The sequence below is a fragment of the Komarekiella delphini-convector SJRDD-AB1 genome (assembly GCF_014831675.1).
Taxonomy (GTDB): Bacteria; Cyanobacteriota; Cyanobacteriia; order Cyanobacteriales; family Nostocaceae; genus Komarekiella.
Genome location: NZ_VJXY01000018.1, coordinates 36,081 through 54,062 on the forward strand (window position 1 = coordinate 36,081; position 17,982 = coordinate 54,062).

Annotated in this window: 14 protein-coding genes; 5 read left to right on the plus strand and 9 right to left on the minus strand. The window is 44.3% G+C overall.

The features are described 5' to 3' along the window. The first annotated feature begins 203 nt into the window (after positions 1 to 203). The 3 genes from FNW02_RS17430 to FNW02_RS17440 all read left to right on the plus strand — a co-directional run bounded on the left by FNW02_RS17430 (position 204) and on the right by FNW02_RS17440 (position 6,591). Entirely contained in the window at positions 204 to 2,969 is a 2,766-nt protein-coding gene (locus tag FNW02_RS17430; protein ID WP_191758774.1) for a TIGR03960 family B12-binding radical SAM protein, read from the plus strand. A gap of 802 nt (positions 2,970 to 3,771) precedes the next feature. Beyond that, the gene (gene rne / locus FNW02_RS17435; protein WP_191758775.1) at positions 3,772 to 5,904 is read left to right on the plus strand and encodes a ribonuclease E; all 2,133 of its coding nucleotides are present in this window, start codon (positions 3,772 to 3,774) and stop codon (positions 5,902 to 5,904) included. A gap of 9 nt (positions 5,905 to 5,913) precedes the next feature. Then, positions 5,914 to 6,591 (plus strand): ribonuclease HII, encoded by a 678-nt coding sequence (locus FNW02_RS17440; RefSeq protein WP_191758776.1) that lies wholly within the window; start codon positions 5,914 to 5,916, stop codon positions 6,589 to 6,591. Positions 6,592 to 6,595: 4 nt separating this feature from the next. Here FNW02_RS17440 and FNW02_RS17445 read toward each other — a convergent pair whose 3' ends face one another. After that, positions 6,596 to 7,183 (minus strand): DUF1997 domain-containing protein, encoded by a 588-nt coding sequence (locus FNW02_RS17445; RefSeq protein WP_191758777.1) that lies wholly within the window; start codon positions 7,181 to 7,183, stop codon positions 6,596 to 6,598. Positions 7,184 to 7,386: 203 nt separating this feature from the next. Between FNW02_RS17445 and FNW02_RS17450 the strand changes: the two genes are divergently transcribed. Next, a complete protein-coding gene (locus FNW02_RS17450) occupies positions 7,387 to 9,102 on the plus strand; it encodes a glycosyltransferase family 39 protein (protein ID WP_191758778.1) in 1,716 nt (571 codons plus the stop codon). Positions 9,103 to 9,344: 242 nt separating this feature from the next. Then, positions 9,345 to 10,223, plus strand: a complete 879-nt coding sequence (gene pheA / locus FNW02_RS17455; protein ID WP_191758779.1) for a prephenate dehydratase — start codon at positions 9,345 to 9,347, stop codon at positions 10,221 to 10,223. Between the two features lie 7 nt (positions 10,224 to 10,230). On the opposite strand, the gene FNW02_RS17460 is transcribed toward pheA, so the two are convergent. The 8 genes from FNW02_RS17460 to FNW02_RS17495 form a co-directional block, all read right to left on the minus strand. Next, the gene (locus tag FNW02_RS17460; protein WP_191758780.1) at positions 10,231 to 10,878 is read right to left on the minus strand and encodes an LON peptidase substrate-binding domain-containing protein; all 648 of its coding nucleotides are present in this window, start codon (positions 10,876 to 10,878) and stop codon (positions 10,231 to 10,233) included. Positions 10,879 to 11,091: 213 nt separating this feature from the next. Next, on the minus strand, positions 11,092 to 11,409 hold the full coding sequence (gene rpsJ / locus FNW02_RS17465; protein ID WP_008232935.1) for a 30S ribosomal protein S10: 318 nt from the start codon (positions 11,407 to 11,409) through the stop codon (positions 11,092 to 11,094). 174 nt (positions 11,410 to 11,583) lie between these two features. Beyond that, positions 11,584 to 12,813 (minus strand): elongation factor Tu, encoded by a 1,230-nt coding sequence (gene tuf / locus FNW02_RS17470; RefSeq protein WP_191758781.1) that lies wholly within the window; start codon positions 12,811 to 12,813, stop codon positions 11,584 to 11,586. Between the two features lie 23 nt (positions 12,814 to 12,836). Continuing rightward, positions 12,837 to 14,915 (minus strand): elongation factor G, encoded by a 2,079-nt coding sequence (gene fusA / locus FNW02_RS17475; RefSeq protein ID WP_191758782.1) that lies wholly within the window; start codon positions 14,913 to 14,915, stop codon positions 12,837 to 12,839. A gap of 138 nt (positions 14,916 to 15,053) precedes the next feature. After that, positions 15,054 to 15,524, minus strand: coding sequence for a 30S ribosomal protein S7 (rpsG, locus tag FNW02_RS17480; RefSeq protein ID WP_191758783.1), 471 nt, complete (start codon positions 15,522 to 15,524; stop codon positions 15,054 to 15,056). A 398-nt stretch (positions 15,525 to 15,922) separates the two neighbouring features. Beyond that, positions 15,923 to 16,306 (minus strand): 30S ribosomal protein S12, encoded by a 384-nt coding sequence (rpsL, locus tag FNW02_RS17485; protein ID WP_086687982.1) that lies wholly within the window; start codon positions 16,304 to 16,306, stop codon positions 15,923 to 15,925. Between the two features lie 327 nt (positions 16,307 to 16,633). Beyond that, positions 16,634 to 16,960 (minus strand): HesB/IscA family protein, encoded by a 327-nt coding sequence (locus FNW02_RS17490; protein ID WP_191758784.1) that lies wholly within the window; start codon positions 16,958 to 16,960, stop codon positions 16,634 to 16,636. 383 nt (positions 16,961 to 17,343) lie between these two features. Then, positions 17,344 to 17,763, minus strand: a complete 420-nt coding sequence (locus tag FNW02_RS17495; protein ID WP_191758785.1) for a phosphomannose isomerase type II C-terminal cupin domain — start codon at positions 17,761 to 17,763, stop codon at positions 17,344 to 17,346. Positions 17,764 to 17,982: the final 219 nt, after the last annotated feature.

The window sequence follows — 17,982 nt, forward strand, 5'->3', positions numbered from 1 at the left end:
TCGCTAGATACAGCGGTTTTGCTGATCAGAAAGTTCAGTTACATAACTTTATGTCATCAGAGCAATGCTGGAGCAAAGCTTGGGTTGAGAGCATGGTTTATGTAAAGGAATTGTAAGTTGTAATATTCAAGTTTGTAGAAAACTCAATCAATGCTAAAGTTAAAAATGAGTAGCTGTAATTAAGGTAGCTAGAAGATAGCACAGTGGCTGTTGCAGTTGAACAATTAATAACATCGGATATTTTAAAACCAGCGCGTTACTTAGGTAATGAGCGCCTAGCAGTACACAAGCCTTGGGATACGTCAGCAATACGTTGGGTTTTAACCTACCCAGAAGTGTATGAAGTTGGTGCATCCAATTTAGGGCACATCATCCTCTATAACGTCTTGAATGCCCAGCCGCGCCAATTATGCGATCGCGCTTATCTGCCAGGCCCAGATCTGGCAGCTAAACTACGCCAAACCAATACACCCTTATTTGCGGTAGAGTCAAAGCGATCGCTCACAGAATTCGATATTTTAGGCTTTAGCCTCAGTTACGAACTGGGAGCAACCAACATTCTAGAAATGTTGGATTTGGCTGGAATTCCCCTGACGTGGCGCGAGAGACAAAAAAGGAGAGTAACAGGGGAAGCAGGGAGAGAATCTTTTAATTCCCAGTCTCCATTTCCGTTGATTTTTGCAGGAGGACAGACGGCAACATCAAATCCTGAACCATACGCCGACTTCTTCGACTTTTTTGCTCTCGGCGATGGAGAGGAATTGTTACCAGAAATTGGCTTGGTCTTGGAAGAAGGCAAACAAGTAGGATTGAACCGAGAACAACTACTATTGGATTTGGCACAGATACCAGGTGTATATGTTCCCCAATTTTACAACATGGCAAAGGATGGCTCAGTTCATCCCAATCGCCCAAATGTTCCAAAACGAATTCTGCGACGGGTTGCAACTCCAATACCAGCTTATTCTATTGGGTTAGTTCCCTATGTAGAGACGGTACATGACCGTTTAACAATTGAAATTCGACGCGGATGTACTCGTGGTTGTCGCTTTTGTCAACCAGGAATGCTTACGCGACCAGCACGGGATGTAGAACCAGATCAAGTAGTAGAAGCAATTGAACAGGGAATGCGAGCGACTGGTTACAATGAGTTTTCACTGCTATCCCTGAGTTGTTCTGATTATTTATCCCTGCCGGCGGTGGGGATGGAGATTAAAAATAGGTTAAAAAATGAAAATATTTCTCTGTCTTTACCTAGCCAACGGGTAGATAGATTTGATGAAAATATTGCTAATATTCTGGGTGGTACGCGGCAAGGTGGACTGACTTTTGCTCCTGAAGCTGGAACCCAACGGATGCGGGACATAGTCAATAAAGGTTTGACGAATGAAGAACTGTTACGGGGTGTGAAAACCGCTTGCGAGAAAGGCTGGGATAAAATCAAGTTGTATTTCATGATTGGCTTGCCGGGTGAGACGGATGACGATGTTTTGGGGATTTCAGAAACAGTAAGCTGGTTACAAAGAGAATGTTGGGTTAAAAACAGAAAACGGCTCAACTTTAACTTGACGATTTCTAACTTTACGCCCAAGCCGCATACGCCGTTTCAGTGGCACTCTGTTTCTACGGTTGAGTTTAAACGTAAGCAAAATCTGCTGCGGCAAGAATTTCGCCGAATGAAGGGAGTAAAAGTGAATTTCACCGATGTTCGCATTTCGGCAATGGAGGACTTCATTGGACGAGGCGATCGCACTCTTGGTAAAGTATTACATCGTGCCTGGGAATTGGGCGCGGGTATGGATTCCTGGTATGACAACGTAGATCAAGCATTCACAGCTTGGGGGTCGGCGATCGCACAAGCCGATTTAGACTGGAAATACCGTCAAGTGGAAAACGGTGAATGGAATTTGTTTCATCAAGAGGAGTACAGAAGTACGGAAGTAAAAGAAATTACCCAAGAACCTGATCATAACTTTGCACGGGCTAAAGGCCTCGCTACCGCTCTAAGCGCAGCCATGTCCGCAGAGCTTTACAGCGCTCCTCTGCCCTGGGAACACATTGATACGGGTATTGACAAAAAATGGCTCAAAGAAGATTTACAACGTGCTCTAGAAGCTGCAACTGTTCCTGATTGCTCGTTTGAAGGTTGTTCACACTGTGGCGTTTGCGGCACTGACTTCGGACACAATGTCGTCATCAACCCGCCTGCTATCCCAGAATTCGCTGGTGATTTTGTCCCCAATACCACCAAGGCACAACGACTACGCGTTTGGTTTGGCAAACAAGGTGATATGGCTTTGGTGAGTCACTTAGATTTGATGCGTCTGTTTGACCGAGTAATGCGGCGAGCAAGTTTACCAGTTGCTTTCACGGGTGGGTTTCATCCAAATCCGCGAATTTCTTTAGCAACTGCTTTGGCACTGGGAGCTACTAGTAGTGGTGAGATTGTCGATTTTGAGTTAACTATGCCAGTGGAAGTTGATACTTTTTGGGAAAAACTAGCTAGCGAACTACCCACAGGCATACCCATATATCATGTGGCACAGCTAGATTTAAAAGCTAGTGCAGCTACCCAACTGCTGGAAGCAGCAGAGTATTTGATTACTGTAGCAGCAGATAAACAAACAACACCTGCACAATGGCAAGACTGGATTGATACAATTAAAGCCAAAGCTCCTCTTTGGTACGAGCAAACGACTAAATCAGGTAAGAGCCAGTTAATAAATCTGCGCGATCGCTTATTTGAACTAGAATTAGTCGAAACCTACCAAAGTATTGCAGAGTCCATATGTGTTATGCGTTATGTGGGTAGTTATCGCCAAGATGGTGTGCTGTTGCGTCCAGAACAAATTCTGTCTATGCTTGAAATAGTGGCTGGTGAAATTCAAAGCCCTGGCTTGAGAGCCTCGAACTTCGCAGAATTTCAACTCTTACACATCCATCGCAATCGGCTAGTTTTAGGGGTATAATCCCTGAAGGGCAACTTGCTAGTAGTTGTCTTGATAGGGCATATCATGAGAATTGATTTTTAGCAAGGTTGCGTTAGAATGTGATGAAGAGAAATTTTCTGGCGCTGCATTGAATTAACTGGTTCACTACCCTCGTAATTAGAGGGCGAAAGCAAAGATATTTAGAGTGCAACTTCTAGGATTTTATCCCAGACAAACTGAGGCAGATTAAAGAACACTCTCTGTATAGCTAACTTGTGAATCAGTAACTAACAGCAGGCTCCGTCGGCAACTCTTTCTCTATGCTTTTAAAACAACTGCTGAATGCCTAGTCTACAGTAGTGCTGAGTAGTGAGGAGCCAGCCGTGTGCGAGGGTTCTCTCCGTTGAGCGGACTGGCGTTGCTGAGTGTAACCCTAAAGATGACTATGGGGAATAGAAAACAGAAATAGTTTCTTTTTCTTAAGAACTCAGTCGGATGCTTTCAAATCAAGCGTCCTGACTCAAAAGCTCACTCAGCAAAAACTCTGAGCGGCGGCTTCCGCTCCTCAGAACGGGGACTCAGAACTTTCAGCTCAGGACTTCCTTTGGTGAAGGTATTGCATCAAAAATCAACCACGGACGGTTGATTTAATTACTTAAACAATATGCAGCCGTTCTGGATTAATCAGGCGTGTAAACGCAATTACAGCGTCAACAAATCTTTGACTTTGAGCCGAGATTCGCAATTTTTATTATCAGTAGCGCTTTTGGGGCTGGCAGGGGCGAAAGGCGTAACAAACCTCCAGAGCTACATTGGTGCTGCCAATTTTTGAGGAAATTGAATGCCAAAACAAATTATTATCGCAGAGCAGCATCAAATTGCTGCCGTCTTTTCTGAAGACCAAATACAAGAACTTGTTGTTGCCACAGGTCATCACCAAATAGGTGATATTTACTTAGGCGTCGTGGAAAATGTATTACCTGGGATAGATGCCGCTTTTGTTAATATCGGAGATCCAGAGCGCAACGGTTTTATTCATGTAACTGACTTGGGCCCATTGAAGCTAAAGCGTACCGCTGCGGCAATTACAGAATTATTAGCACCACAGCAAAAAGTTTTGGTGCAAGTAATGAAAGAGCCAACAGGGACAAAAGGGCCGCGGCTCACTGGTAACATCACCTTGCCCGGACGCTATGTAGTACTGATGCCCTACGGCAGAGGTGTAAATTTATCCCGGCGGATTAAGAGTGAAAGCGAGCGCAACCGCTTACGGGCACTGGCGATTTTGATCAAGCCTGCGGGCATGGGTTTGCTAGTGCGTACGGAAGCAGAAGGCAAACCCGAAGAAGCAATTATGGAAGATTTGGAAGTGCTGCAAAAGCAATGGGAGTCTATCCAGCAAGAAGCACACTCAACCCGTGCCCCAGCGCTACTCAACCGAGACGATGACTTTATCCAGCGTGTATTGCGAGATATGTACGGCGCCGATGTGAATCGGATTGTAGTGGATTCCAGTACTGGCTTGAAGCGGGTGAAGCAGTATTTGCAGAACTGGAGTGGAGGTCAGACACCGCAAGGATTGTTGATAGACCATCACCGCGATCGCTCTCCAATTTTAGAGTACTTCCGCATCAGCGCTGCAATTCGAGAAGCCTTAAAACCCAGAGTAGACCTACCTTCTGGAGGCTACATCATCATTGAGCCGACTGAAGCATTAACAGTAATTGATGTCAACTCCGGTTCCTTCACGCGATCAGCGACAGCCAGAGAAACAGTTCTGTGGACAAACTGCGAAGCTGCAACAGAAATTGCTCGCCAGCTGCGTCTGCGGAATATTGCTGGGGTGATCGTCGTTGACTTCATTGATATGGAATCGCGGCGCGACCAACTGCAAGTTCTAGAACATTTTAACAAATCACTCAAAGCAGACAAAGCTCGTCCCCAAATTGCTCAACTAACTGAGCTAGGTTTGGTAGAACTGACCCGCAAGCGTCAGGGTCAAAATATTTACGAATTGTTTGGTGAAACTTGCCCCACTTGTGGCGGTTTAGGGCATACTGTGCGTTTGCCTGGAGAAGGCGAAAATCGAATGCCAACGCCAGTAGAAATACCAGAACGTTTTGTATCACCACCTCATAGAGAACCACGTCAGCCAGTTGCCCGCCTCACAGAACCACGAGAAACCTACGATGGGTTTGGGGAAGCATTCGATGCTGACTCGGAATTGGGTGCTCTGAATCTGATTAATCATCCTAGCTATCAAGAATTAGGCGATAACAACAAGCGTCGTACCCGTACCCGCCGTCATCGGATAGGTATCAATGGGGTAAATGGAAAAGATGAAACGCGGGTTGTTGCCAACCCACTGTCTTTTGTTAATGAGCCAGACTTAGACCTGGATGCTGATGAAGAACTAGGAGCAACATCTGAGATACCTGCGCCTAGCCTCGGTAAACCCGGTTGGAGTGAAAGAACAGAAAGGACTAAAGTTACAGTTACCAAGGCAGAACCAGTTAAACCAGTTGTAGAACCGCCAGAGATTGTTTCTGTGGAAATGACACGAGACGAACAAGATGTCTTCGCCTTGATGGGAGTCTCTCCATTGGTGCGTTTGAATCGGGAGGTTAAAAATCCTAAATCTGTAATTATTAACGTTACCCTTCCTGGACAACTTCCAACTACACCAACAGAATCAACCTCAGACTCAACTGTTGCCCAAAGAACAACTTCTGAAGTAAGCGCACCTATCTTGCCTACACCACGAGTTGAGTTAGAACAGAAATCTTTGCCACAAGAGACAATTACAATAGAGGAATCAGGGTTTACCGCGAATCCTTCGGGACGCTTTTCTGCCAGAGGCTCCGCTGCCAACGCAGATGAAAGTGAAGCTAATAGCGCCTCCACTGCCAACCGTCGCCGTCGTCGTCGTTCTTCTGCGGTAGATGAAGGCACATCCACCCTTGATGAAAGTTAACTTAACTCTATGGTAAAAACAGAGCAAACTGCCACTGCTCTTTGTACGTCAGCACCCTTGGGCGAATCAAGTTGGCTGGAGTTTTCCACCTTTTCAGGTATTCAAGGGTTGCTTGCAGGGGTGGATGAAGTAGGCCGAGGCTCTCTATTTGGGCCTGTGGTTGCGGCAGCAGTCATATTACCAGATCACGCTTTGCCAGAACTGATAGCAGCTGGAATTAAAGACAGTAAAAAGTTGTCTAGTTCTCGTAGAACTCAGTTAGCGCAGCAAATTTGTGGGCTGGCCATAGATTGGAAAATCGGCTTTGCTTCAACTGCTGAAATTGACCAAATGAATATTTTGCAGGCAACATTGCTAGCCATGAAGCGGGCTGTGCTGAAGCTGAAGGCACAGCCTGTACTCTGCTTAATTGATGGCAATCAGTCAGTGAAAAACTTGCTAATACCACAACAAACAATAGTCAAAGGGGATGAGCGATCGCTGACTATTGCTTCTGCTAGCATTGTTGCTAAAGTTTGGCGCGACAATTTGGTGCTGCGTCTGGCAGCAAAATACCCCATGTACGACTTAGCGCGTAACAAAGGTTATGGCAGCCAGCGCCATTTGCTGGCTCTGCAACAATACGGTTCCTCACCCCTGCATCGTAAGTCTTTTCGCCCTTGCCAAATAAAAGTACTGAGTAATTAAATAACTATTCAGGATTCAGCATTGGTAATTCAGTACTGTCATCGTCAAGCCCTTTGTCTTTAGTTTGTGATATCATCCAGTGGCGATAATCGGCTAGAAGTTGATGTAACAAACGTTGCTTAACGCTCAACAGCACACTCTTGAGCAAACCATTGCCGGTTGCTTCTAAAATCGGCTTGGGAGTGAAGGAAAATGGCGGTGGCAGATCTACCTGCACTTCTAAATCGGCTCTCCCTTGTAGGCGAGTGCCAGTGTTTAGCTCTTTGGGACATAAATATCCGTCTAAATTTAGAGTAAAGCGCTGATTAACATACTCGAAACCAACAATTTCACAACCTACCGATCGCAAATAAATTATTCCATTTGATTCTGCCCAGACCCTCATGTCTACGGTGGGTTGAATACTCAATGACATAAAAGTCATAGGACGCATTTTCAAGCGAAATACTTCTTCGGAAAGCTGCTGAATACGACTGTTATCAACTAAAGCTCTAACCAAACGTGGAGGCTGACGCAAGTAGTGCTGAATAGGAATAGGCTGCTGTGGAACAGCAATTTCCACCGATTGCGAAGCAGTAAACTTGGTAGCCATGAGTTGAAGGAAGTAATTGTTTGATACTTCTATTATTAATTAATTTATTATGTTTATTTTTTTAATTCAATCAAAGAAATATTTATTAGGACTGATTTTTTTTAAACCTATATTTGCTTATGGTTATCCTTCATTAATTTAGATACTTTGAGAAATTATGATTAGTCTCTTCAGAGAGATAAACTTAAGTCCACATAGCGTTAATGAAAAACCGCTCTCACTTACTATTACTGCTGCTATGGTTAGCCATTGGTACTGGTCTACGCTTTTTGCGTCTAGCATCTCTACCACCTTGGACTGATGAGTGTGCAACATTAGTTTTTAGCTTAGGCAATAGTTTCCACACTGTTCCACTCAATCAGATTATCAGTTCAGATGTTTTGTTGCAGCCATTGCAACCTATCCCTGTGGCTGGAATCAGCGCAGTTATTGAGCATTTGTTTAATGAGAGTAATCATCCACCGATCTATTTTGTGCTGGCACATTTCTGGATGAAAATGTTTTCGCCCACAGGGGAACTAGCCTCAATTTGGGTGGCGCGATCGCTCAGTGCTTTGTTTGGTGTTGCATCAATTCCTGCCATGTTTGGCTTTGGCTATTTAGCTTTTCGCTCCAAGTTGGTAGGTCAGATGGCAGCAGCGATGATGGCAGTTTCACCCTACACTGTTTTCCTGGCTAGAGAAGCACGACATTATACTTTAGCGATTTTGCTAGTGATTGCTTCTCTGTGTTGCTTTGTTAAAGCAATTCAGACTATCCATCGACGACAATCTTTGTCTATCTGGATAGTTTTAGCCTGGGTAGCTATCAACAGTTTAGGGGTAGCAACTCACTTTTTTTTCACCCTGACTCTTTGCGCTGAAGGCTTTGTATTGCTGAGGCAAATTTGGTTAAAAATGCAGCAAAGTAACCCGATGCAACCTAATTGGTGGCGTATTTGGATAGTTGCTATGGGTACTTTCATCGGATGCTTGGTCTGGGTTCCTACCCTGCAAAATATTCCTGGTAGTGATCTAACAAACTGGGTTGCAGGTAGCAATGCTCAGGTTAGATGGTTGGAACCGATAGGGAGACTACTACTTTGGATTATTAGTATGCTGTTGCTGTTGCCTTCCGCACTCACAAACTTGTCGGTAGTAATTGTGGTTGTTTCTGGTGTAGTAACTTTGCTGTTTTTGTTTTGGAGCCTGCCTAATCTCACTCATGGGTTTAAAATCCAGCAGCAACATCCTGATACTCATTTAGCCATTCAAATATTGAGTGAGTATGTCCTTGGGGCGATCGCCTTGTGCTTGTGTTTCACATACGGTTTAGGGATGGACTTAACTTTGGCAGCTCGGTTCCAATTTTTCTATGCTCCAGCAGTAATTTTACTTTTGAGTGCTGCATTGGCAGGCTGTTGGAACCGAGTACAAAATTTAAACCACCACAGTCAGAGATTCTGGCTTTTGGTGAATGGGAAAGTTGCGGTGAGCATAATTTGGCTGATGGCAGTACTTGGGGGAGCGACAGCAAACTGGAATCTGGGCTACCTGCAAAACCAACGCCCTGATGTTCTTGCCTCGGTAATCCAAAAAGCCTCTCAAGGTAATGTATTAATTGCTACGACTCACTTACACCACGGGCAGACTGGCAGAATGATGGGATTAGCTTGGGAATTTCAACATCAACCCAATCAAAATTTGCAGTTTTACCTGGCTAGCAAAGATCCACAGACTAAAACTTATACCCACGCCCTGCAAATATTTCAGGAAAAACTAATTGAAATCCCACGACCTCTAGATCTGTGGTTAGTTGAATTCCGTACTCAAGTTGATTTGGAATCTCAAAACTGTGTCCCTGACAACCAATACGGGAAATCTGCTGGTGAATACAGCTATAAACTTTATCATTGTGCTACCCAAAAGAGCAGCACATAGTTATCGCTTTTAGAGCCTTGGAATTTTATTTTTGTGATAATGGAACTGATTGCCAAATATTTAAGCACAGTTTGATAGATAATTGGCATAAAACATTATAAATATTTCTTTTTTAACTCAGTATCAGCCTTTTCTTGCTTTTTCAACGAATTGAAGTCAAGGTTAAACCAATATTTCAAGTTAATAAAGGCCGGGTTTGCCCACATATAGTCTATAAATTTAACAGATAACTAACAAACACGATGACTATATCTATTGCCCATTTAGGGCCTCCTGGCACTTACGCAGAACAAGCAGCAGTTTTTTATGCCAACTGGCTGGTCAAAAAGACGGGAATAGAAGGTATTTTATGCCCCTATCCCAGCATTGCTCAATCGCTCCAAGCTGTTGCTTCTGGACAAACCCAGTTGGCTGTTGTCCCAGTGGAAAATTCTATTGAAGGCAGTGTAACCATGACAATGGATACACTGTGGCAGTTGGACAGCTTACGTATTCAGTTGGCTTTAGTCATGCCCATCGCTCATACGTTAATTTCCTGCGCGACTAGTTTGGATAAGATTAAAACTGTTTATTCTCATCCGCAAGCTTTGGCACAATGTCAACAGTGGTTAGAGATGTTTCTCCCAACTGTGCAGTTGATTCCTACTAATTCCACAACTGAGCCGTTACAGCACCTAGAGAATGATATAACGGTAGGGGCGATCGCATCTAGTAGAGCCGCTCAACTCTACAATTTGCCAATACTTGCCAATGGTATTAACGACTATCCAGAAAACTGTACTCGCTTTTGGGTGGTAAGTGAGGGTGAAGTAGAGGCTAATTACCGTATGTCTTCAATAAGTCCTAGTCACACGTCACTGGCCTTCAGTACGCCTGCCAATGTACCCGGAGCACTACTTAAACCCCTACAAGTATTTGCTCAATTAGGGATTAACCTCAGCCGGATTGAATCTCGCCCGACGAAGCGATCACTAGGGGAATATTTATTTTTCGTTGATCTAGAAACAGATCGTAGCTCAGTACAGATGAAATCTGCTTTAGCAGATTTATCTATCCATACAGAAATTTTGAAAATCTTTGGCGCTTACAATGTCTTACCAATCAGTAAAGACTTAATATAACTTGCTTCTATTTCTGATTAAAGGTGTCTTTAAGTACAGCGCGAGCCGCCAAATGATTACGAGTAGAAGTTAAAATTTCTGCTTCCCGTTCTAGACGAGCCACAGTATCCTGCATTTCTAGCAATGACTGCTGTTCTGCGGCAACACCATAGAGATTGCTCGCTACCCAATAAGATAACTCTGTTGGTAAATCGGGCAAGTCTTCTGGTAGTTCAATGTTTTGTTCAGTTAACTTGGCTGATAGACGCACAACATCTCGTAGCAGTTGTTCTACTTCAGAAGACAAAGGTCGCAAATCCTTGGTTGGTGGATGGTCTTCAATCCACTCTACTAAGCCAACGCGGTAAGGCTTCTCACGAACATATTCTAATACACGAAATCTTTGCTGTCCCAAAGTCAACATCTTCATACGATCATCTGGCATTCGCTGATGATGAATGATTTCCGCACAGCAGCCAACGTTTGCAATCCCACCTTTAACTGGATCAACCATTAAGACCCCGAACCTGCGATCGCTCTCCAAAATCGTGTTCATCATGATTCGGTAGCGAAATTCAAATATGTGCAGGGGTAATGGTCTAGTGGGAAATAGAACTACTTCAGGTAACGGGAACAGAGGTAGTTCGCGAACTGCAATTTTAGAAGAGGATGTCATTGTTATCTCAGTATAAACTTAATCTTTAAAATTTATTCTTCTCTGCTTTTCCCGTACTTTGTTTACATTCTATCATTTGTTTCGTAGCTAAATAAAAGCCCTGAGATATATTTCTTCAGGGCCAGATAAATATTCATACTAATGTCATTTGTTCTTCGTCATTGATCATTTGTCGCAGTACTAATGACTAATGACTAATGACTAATGACTAATTTAAAGTTTTACTTCTATATCCACACCTGATGGTAGATCCAGTTTCATCAAGGCATCAATAGTTTTAGAAGAAGGCTGATAAATGTCAATAATCCGACGATGGGTACGGGTTTCAAAGTGTTCTCGTGAATCCTTATCTACGTGAGGCGATCGCAGCACACAATAGATCCGCCGTTTGGTTGGTAAAGGAATTGGGCCTATGGCTGTAGCATTAGTACGGTTAGCTGTATCTACAATCTTCTCGCAAGATGTATCCAATAAGCGTCGGTCAAAAGCCTGTAAACGAATTCTAATTTTCTGCTGCTGTAGAGTTGCCATCTTTAATTGTCCAGGTTCTGAGTAATTGTGGGACTGGTGACTGGGGACTAGGGATTGGGGGCTAGGAAATAAAATTTCAGTCCCCGATCCCCAATCCTTTAAATAAAAGGAAGAGAAAGGAGCAGAGAGGTACTAATACCATCTCTGCTCCTTTGTTGTGAGAGCAAAAAGGTGTTACTTCAAGATTTTGGAGACGACACCAGCACCAATGGTACGACCACCTTCGCGAATAGCGAAGCGCATTCCTTGCTCAATAGCGATCGGGTTGATCAATTCTACGGTCATCTTAATGCGATCGCCTGGCATCACCATTTCTGCCTCACTGCCATCATCGGAAGTAAAGGCTTTAATAGTACCAGTTACATCGGTTGTCCGTACGTAAAACTGAGGACGGTAGCCTGCGAAAAATGGAGTTTTACGACCGCCTTCTTTATCTGTTAAAACGTACACTTCACCTTCAAATTGAGTATGAGGCGTAATTGAACCAGGTTTAGCTAACACCATACCCCGCTCAATATCAGCCTTTTGGATCCCGCGCAGTAGTACACCTGCGTTATCTCCAGCCATACCTTCATCGAGACTTTTCTTGAACATCTCGATCCCAGTTACAGTTGTGTTGCGAGTATCTCTAATACCCACTAGTTCAACCGTATCGCCGACTTTGACTTTACCACGTTCAATCCGACCAGTAGCGACAGTACCACGACCTGTGATCGAGAACACGTCTTCTACAGCCATCAAGAAGGGCTTATCTATGTCCCGCTCAGGAGTGGGGATAAAGGAATCTACAGCATCCATCAGCTCATAGATTTTATCTACCCAAGGATCTTCACCCCGTTGAGTTTTGGGGTTAGAGGTCATTTTTTCTAAAGCCTGTAGACCAGAGCCTTTGATAATGGGAATGTCATCACCAGGGAAATCATAGCTGGAAAGCAATTCCCGAAGTTCTAGTTCCACTAGTTCCAAGAGTTCTGGGTCATCCATCAAGTCTTCCTTGTTTAAGAAGACAACCAGACTAGGAACACCGACCTGTTTTGCGAGTAGGATATGTTCGCGGGTTTGGGGCATAGGGCCATCTGTAGCAGCAACTACGAGGATAGCTCCATCCATCTGAGCAGCACCGGTGATCATGTTCTTCACATAGTCAGCGTGTCCAGGACAGTCTACGTGAGCATAGTGCCGATTTTCGGTTTCATACTCAACGTGGGCTGTATTAATAGTAATACCCCGTGCCTTTTCTTCTGGCGCATTATCAATTTGATCATAGCCCTTAGCTATAGCTTGACCCATAGCTGCCAAGGTCATAGTGATGGCTGCCGTTAACGTGGTTTTGCCGTGGTCAACGTGGCCAATCGTACCGATATTGATGTGGGGTTTATTCCTTTCAAACTTTGCGCGTGCCATGAATGCTCATTTCCTTATTCTAATTAAGCGTTCCCTTTGCTTTTAGCAATGATTGCCTCAGCCACGTTGCGAGGCACTTCTTCGTAGTGGCTAAACTCCATTGAGAAGATGCCCCGACCTTGGGTTTTCGACCGGATATCAGTGGCATAGCCAAACATTTCTGCCAACGGGACTTTAGCAGTCACTTTGGCAATGCTCTGTTCAGATCCCATTCCCTCAATTTGCCCACGACGGGAATTAAGGTCGCCCATGACATCCCCAAGGAAGTTTTCGGGAACTTCAACCTCAACTTTCATCATAGGCTCTAAGAGGACGGGTGAAGCTTTCAGCACAGCCTCTTTCATCGCCATTGATCCAGCGATTTTAAAAGCCATTTCCGAAGAGTCTACATCGTGGTATGACCCATCAATTAGCGTCGCTTTGACGTCAATCAACGGATATCCAGCCAGAACACCGGATTCGCAGCTTTCTTTCATTCCTTGTTCTGCTGGGCCGATATATTCTTTGGGTACTGTACCACCAACGATTTTAGAGACGAATTCAAAGCCAGTACCGGGTTCTCCTGGTTCCAAATCGATCACAACGTGACCGTATTGACCTTTACCACCACTTTGACGGATGAACTTGCCTTCCACTTTAGAGACACGTTTGCGAATCGTTTCACGGTAAGCTACTTGCGGCGCACCGACATTCGCTTCCACTTTGAATTCTCGTAACATGCGGTCTACTAGAATTTCTAAGTGGAGTTCTCCCATCCCTGCGATCACGGTTTGGTTTGTTTCCGGATCGACGTGGACACGGAAGGTGGGGTCTTCTTCTGAGAGAGATTGCAAAGCTTTGGACAGTTTGTCCATGTCATTTTTGGTTTTGGGTTCAACCGCCACCGAGATCACAGGCTCAGGAATGAATAGGGATTCCAGAATTACTGGCGCTCCTTCGTCACAGATTGTGTCACCTGTCAAGGTGTCTTTCAATCCCAGGGCTGCTCCTAAATCACCCGCTCGCAGTTCATCGACATCTTGTCGGTCATCTGCCTTCATAAGAACTAAGCGGGAAATTCGTTCTTTTTTATTCTTACTAGCGTTGAGGACGTAGCTGCCCTTTTTCAGGACACCAGAATAAACGCGAACAAATGTGAGGCGACCGTAGGGGTCAGCCATAATCTTGAACGCCAAAGCCGCTAGAGGTTCATTGTCATCAGCCCGCCGCTCGACAGTATCGCCATTTGGCAGTATGCCTTGGATTGGTGGTACTTCACTGGGCGCTGGCAGGTAATCTACAACGGCATCCAGCATCAACTGCACACCTTTGTTTTTGAATGCAGAGCCACAAAGTACTGGTACAATTGTCCCGGCAATTGTGCCTTTACGCAGGGCAGTACGGACTTCATCTTCTGTAAGTTCTTCGCCCTCGAAGTACTTAGCCATCAAAGTATCATCGGTTTCTGCCGCCGCTTCTATTAACTTGGTGCGGTACTCTTCTACCTGCTCTTGCAATTCTGCCGGGATATCCGTTTCTTGGATATCGGTTCCTTGGTCGTTAGCGTAAATATATGCACGCTGCCGCACTAGATCAACGATCCCTTGGAATTCGTTTTCGCTACCAATTGGTAGTTGAATGGCAATGGCGTTAGCTCGCAGGCGATCGCGCATCTGATCATGAACTTTATAAAAGTTCGCGCCTGTACGATCCATTTTGTTGATGAAGGCTATTCTAGGTACTTTGTAGCGGTCTGCTTGTCGCCACACTGTCTCGGACTGTGGTTGCACACCACCTACTGAACAAAATACTGCGATTACACCATCCAACACACGCATGGAACGCTCAACTTCAATCGTGAAGTCTACGTGACCTGGGGTATCGATAATGTTAATTTGATGATCTTTCCAACTGGTAGTAATAGCAGCAGCAGTAATGGTAATTCCCCGCTCCCGCTCCTGATCCATCCAGTCTGTTACAGCAGTTCCTTCGTGAACTTCGCCAATTTTATGAATTATTCCAGAGTAAAACAATATTCTCTCTGTTGTCGTTGTTTTGCCCGCATCTATATGCGCCGCAATACCGATATTGCGTACTCTCTCTAGCGGGATCGTACGTGCCACAGCTACCTCCTATAGTTTTTGCCTCATGATATCTTGTATATTACTCTTTGTTAAGATTCTATACTTTTACGGAAAACCGTCTTTTTGAAAAAATCGACGATATACCGCTGATAAAATTGCGATATATCGATTTTCTACTTAGTAACGATAGTGTGCAAATGCTTTGTTTGCTTCCGCCATGCGGTGCGTTTCTTCCCGCTTGCGAATGGCATTTCCAGTTTCGTTAGCAGCATCCATTAACTCATTTGCCAGTTTGCTGGCCATTGTGCGCCCTGGTCTGGATCTTGAAAATTGCACTAGCCAACGTAGTGCTAGGGTAGTACCCCGGTCTGAACGCACTTCCATTGGTACTTGATAGGTTGCTCCGCCAACTCGCCGAGCTTTTACTTCTACTAAAGGCGTTGCATTTCGCACTGCTCTTTCAAAGGTTTCCAAGGCACCGCTACCAGTACGTTCCTCAATAGTTTTCAAGGCATCATAAACAATCCGTGCGGCAAGTGATTTCTTGCCATGACGCATAATCCGTCTGATAATCATGCTCACAAGGCGACTGTTATATACGGAGTCAGACGGAACTGGGCGCTTTTGAACAACACCACGACGAGACATACTTCACCTTTAATTCGGATTTGGCAACGAAATTATATGCTATCAGGCTATCAGACACCGGAAACTAAAAGCGGTGGAACCCGCCGCTTAAAATTCCTCATATTTTCCTCTACAGTTGCAGCGAGGCTGACCTACTTGACTTGCTGCCTGCAACTAGACACACAAGGCGACAACATTATAAACCTTAATATCTAAATAAATATTAATGCTGCTGTCACTTACAGGATTCTGCTTAAAACTTTCTACACTTGCTCGCTTAGTGTAGGTGTAGCTTCTCTTGAAACAGATACAACAGCGATAATCACTATTGTTTCAAAGCAAGCGCTGCTTGTTTTTCTGTTCTTGACGCTTTTAAGAGAGACGATTAATCGTAATTTGATGCGATTAATCGCCTAATCCTACTTTTTCGCTTCTTTCGGGCGCTTAGTTCCATACTTGGAACGACCTTGCTTGCGGTCTTTAACTCCGGCTGTATCTAAGGTGCCACGGATAATGTGGTATCTCACACCTGGTAAGTCCTTAACCCGACCGCCACGAATCATTACAACTGAGTGTTCCTGCAAGTTATGACCAATTCCTGGAATGTAAGCTGTGACTTCAAATCCAGAAGTAAGTCGTACCCTTGCTACTTTGCGTAGAGCTGAGTTAGGCTTTTTAGGCGTAGTTGTGTATACTCTGGTACAAACACCCCGACGTTGAGGGCATTGCTTCAGAGCTGGGGACTTGGTTTTCTGACGCGCTTTTTCGCGCTCATTACGTATTAGCTGCTGTATGGTTGGCATGAGTTACAGCGCGTAAAGCTGCATTAGGGTCTAAGTTTTAACAAATCCTAATTATATCGTTTTCGATTGTTTTCTGTCAATTGTTATTTGTACTCGAAGTTTTGAGCAAAGGAAGTCTCTGTTACCAAGTTTAGATGTCTTTTCTATCAGAGGTTGCGCCGACGGCAGCATGGCTTCTCTACGAGACGCTTCGACGCTAGCTTGTTTCCTCGTAGGGGTACGCTTATAGCGATGTAGGAGCGTCGGAAGCCTCTGCTCTGACTTTGCGCTGCGTCCAGACTTCTCTGTTTGTCATTTGCTCAAAGACTAATGATTTATGACTTATGACTAAGGACTAATAGAGAAAGAATTGCCACAGCCACAGGTAGCGATCGCCTGTGGGTTGTGGAAGCGAAAACCACCGCCCATCAAATCTTCTGAATAATCAAGTGTTAATCCGTTGATGTAATTTAAGCTTTCAGCATCTACTACTACTTGAATACCATTCAAGTCAAAAACCTGATCACTAACTTTTACTGCTTCATCAAAAAACATATCGTAAAACCACCCGGAACAGCCACCGGGTTTAACTGTCAATCGAAATAAACCTTTTGGCTGTTGTTTGGACTTTATTCGTCCGATCTCACTGGCGGCTGCTTGACTCAGATGAATCATGGAATTCGTTTTTTGCCATTGAAAACCCTATCTTAATCTTACAGATGGGTTGACACTTGCACTCTTTATTGTTGTTCTCCTGCTACATCCAAAGCTATAAAGTCAGGAACATTCTCATTCGTTTCAGATATTTGCCTTCAGTTATTAATGCCCAATAAATTATGTTTTCCAGTATTAAGAGCGTCTGGTGTGTTTGCTCTTTATCTGTATGGGTGTTCTTAATTCTGGCTACATGTTGGCGTAGGAGAGCGATCGCTATTATCACTTTAACATTGACTGAAACGCCAGGAGTTCCTGCCTTTTGGAGGTGGTAACTTCTGGCGTGTGTGCAAACAAAAGCAGCGCAATGGCTCCTGAATAACATCAGAGCCAGTCATCTAGTTTTAATCTTTGGTACGTGCATAGTCATCTTGGTAGCGAATAATATCATCTTCTCCTAAGTATTCGCCATTTTGTACTTCAATCAACACTAAGGGGATCACGCCAGGATTTTCTAGACGATGAGCCGTACATTGGGGTACATAGGTTGACTGATTATTGCTCAGTAGGACTTCTTGCTCTCCACAAACTACCCTAGCTGTACCCGAAACGACAATCCAGTGTTCGCTGCGGTGGTGGTGCATTTGCAGACTGAGGCGGTGTCCAGGTTTAACTTCGATGCGCTTGATTTTATATCCGCGCCCTTCTTCCAAAACTGTAAAAGCACCCCAAGGACGCAGCTCAGTTGCAGCAACGCCTCTGGAAGTGATGGCTGGGGGTAGGGGCAGAGTGTTAGTTTGTACCATTTCTTGATATTGAGCCATAGTTACCTCATTTGAAGACATAACAAACCGTTAATACTCTTAACCATTGATGAAAAATCTAGGGCGATCTTGCAACCGTGAAAATCAGCAATCTTAATCTAACTTTGCTAAAGATAGCAAAATCAAACGTTATGGTGTAAACCATCACTACTAAAATTTTTGTGTCTACACCAAGTCTTCATCAAGTAAAATTGCAGCTTATTCCAAACTTTAAAAAAT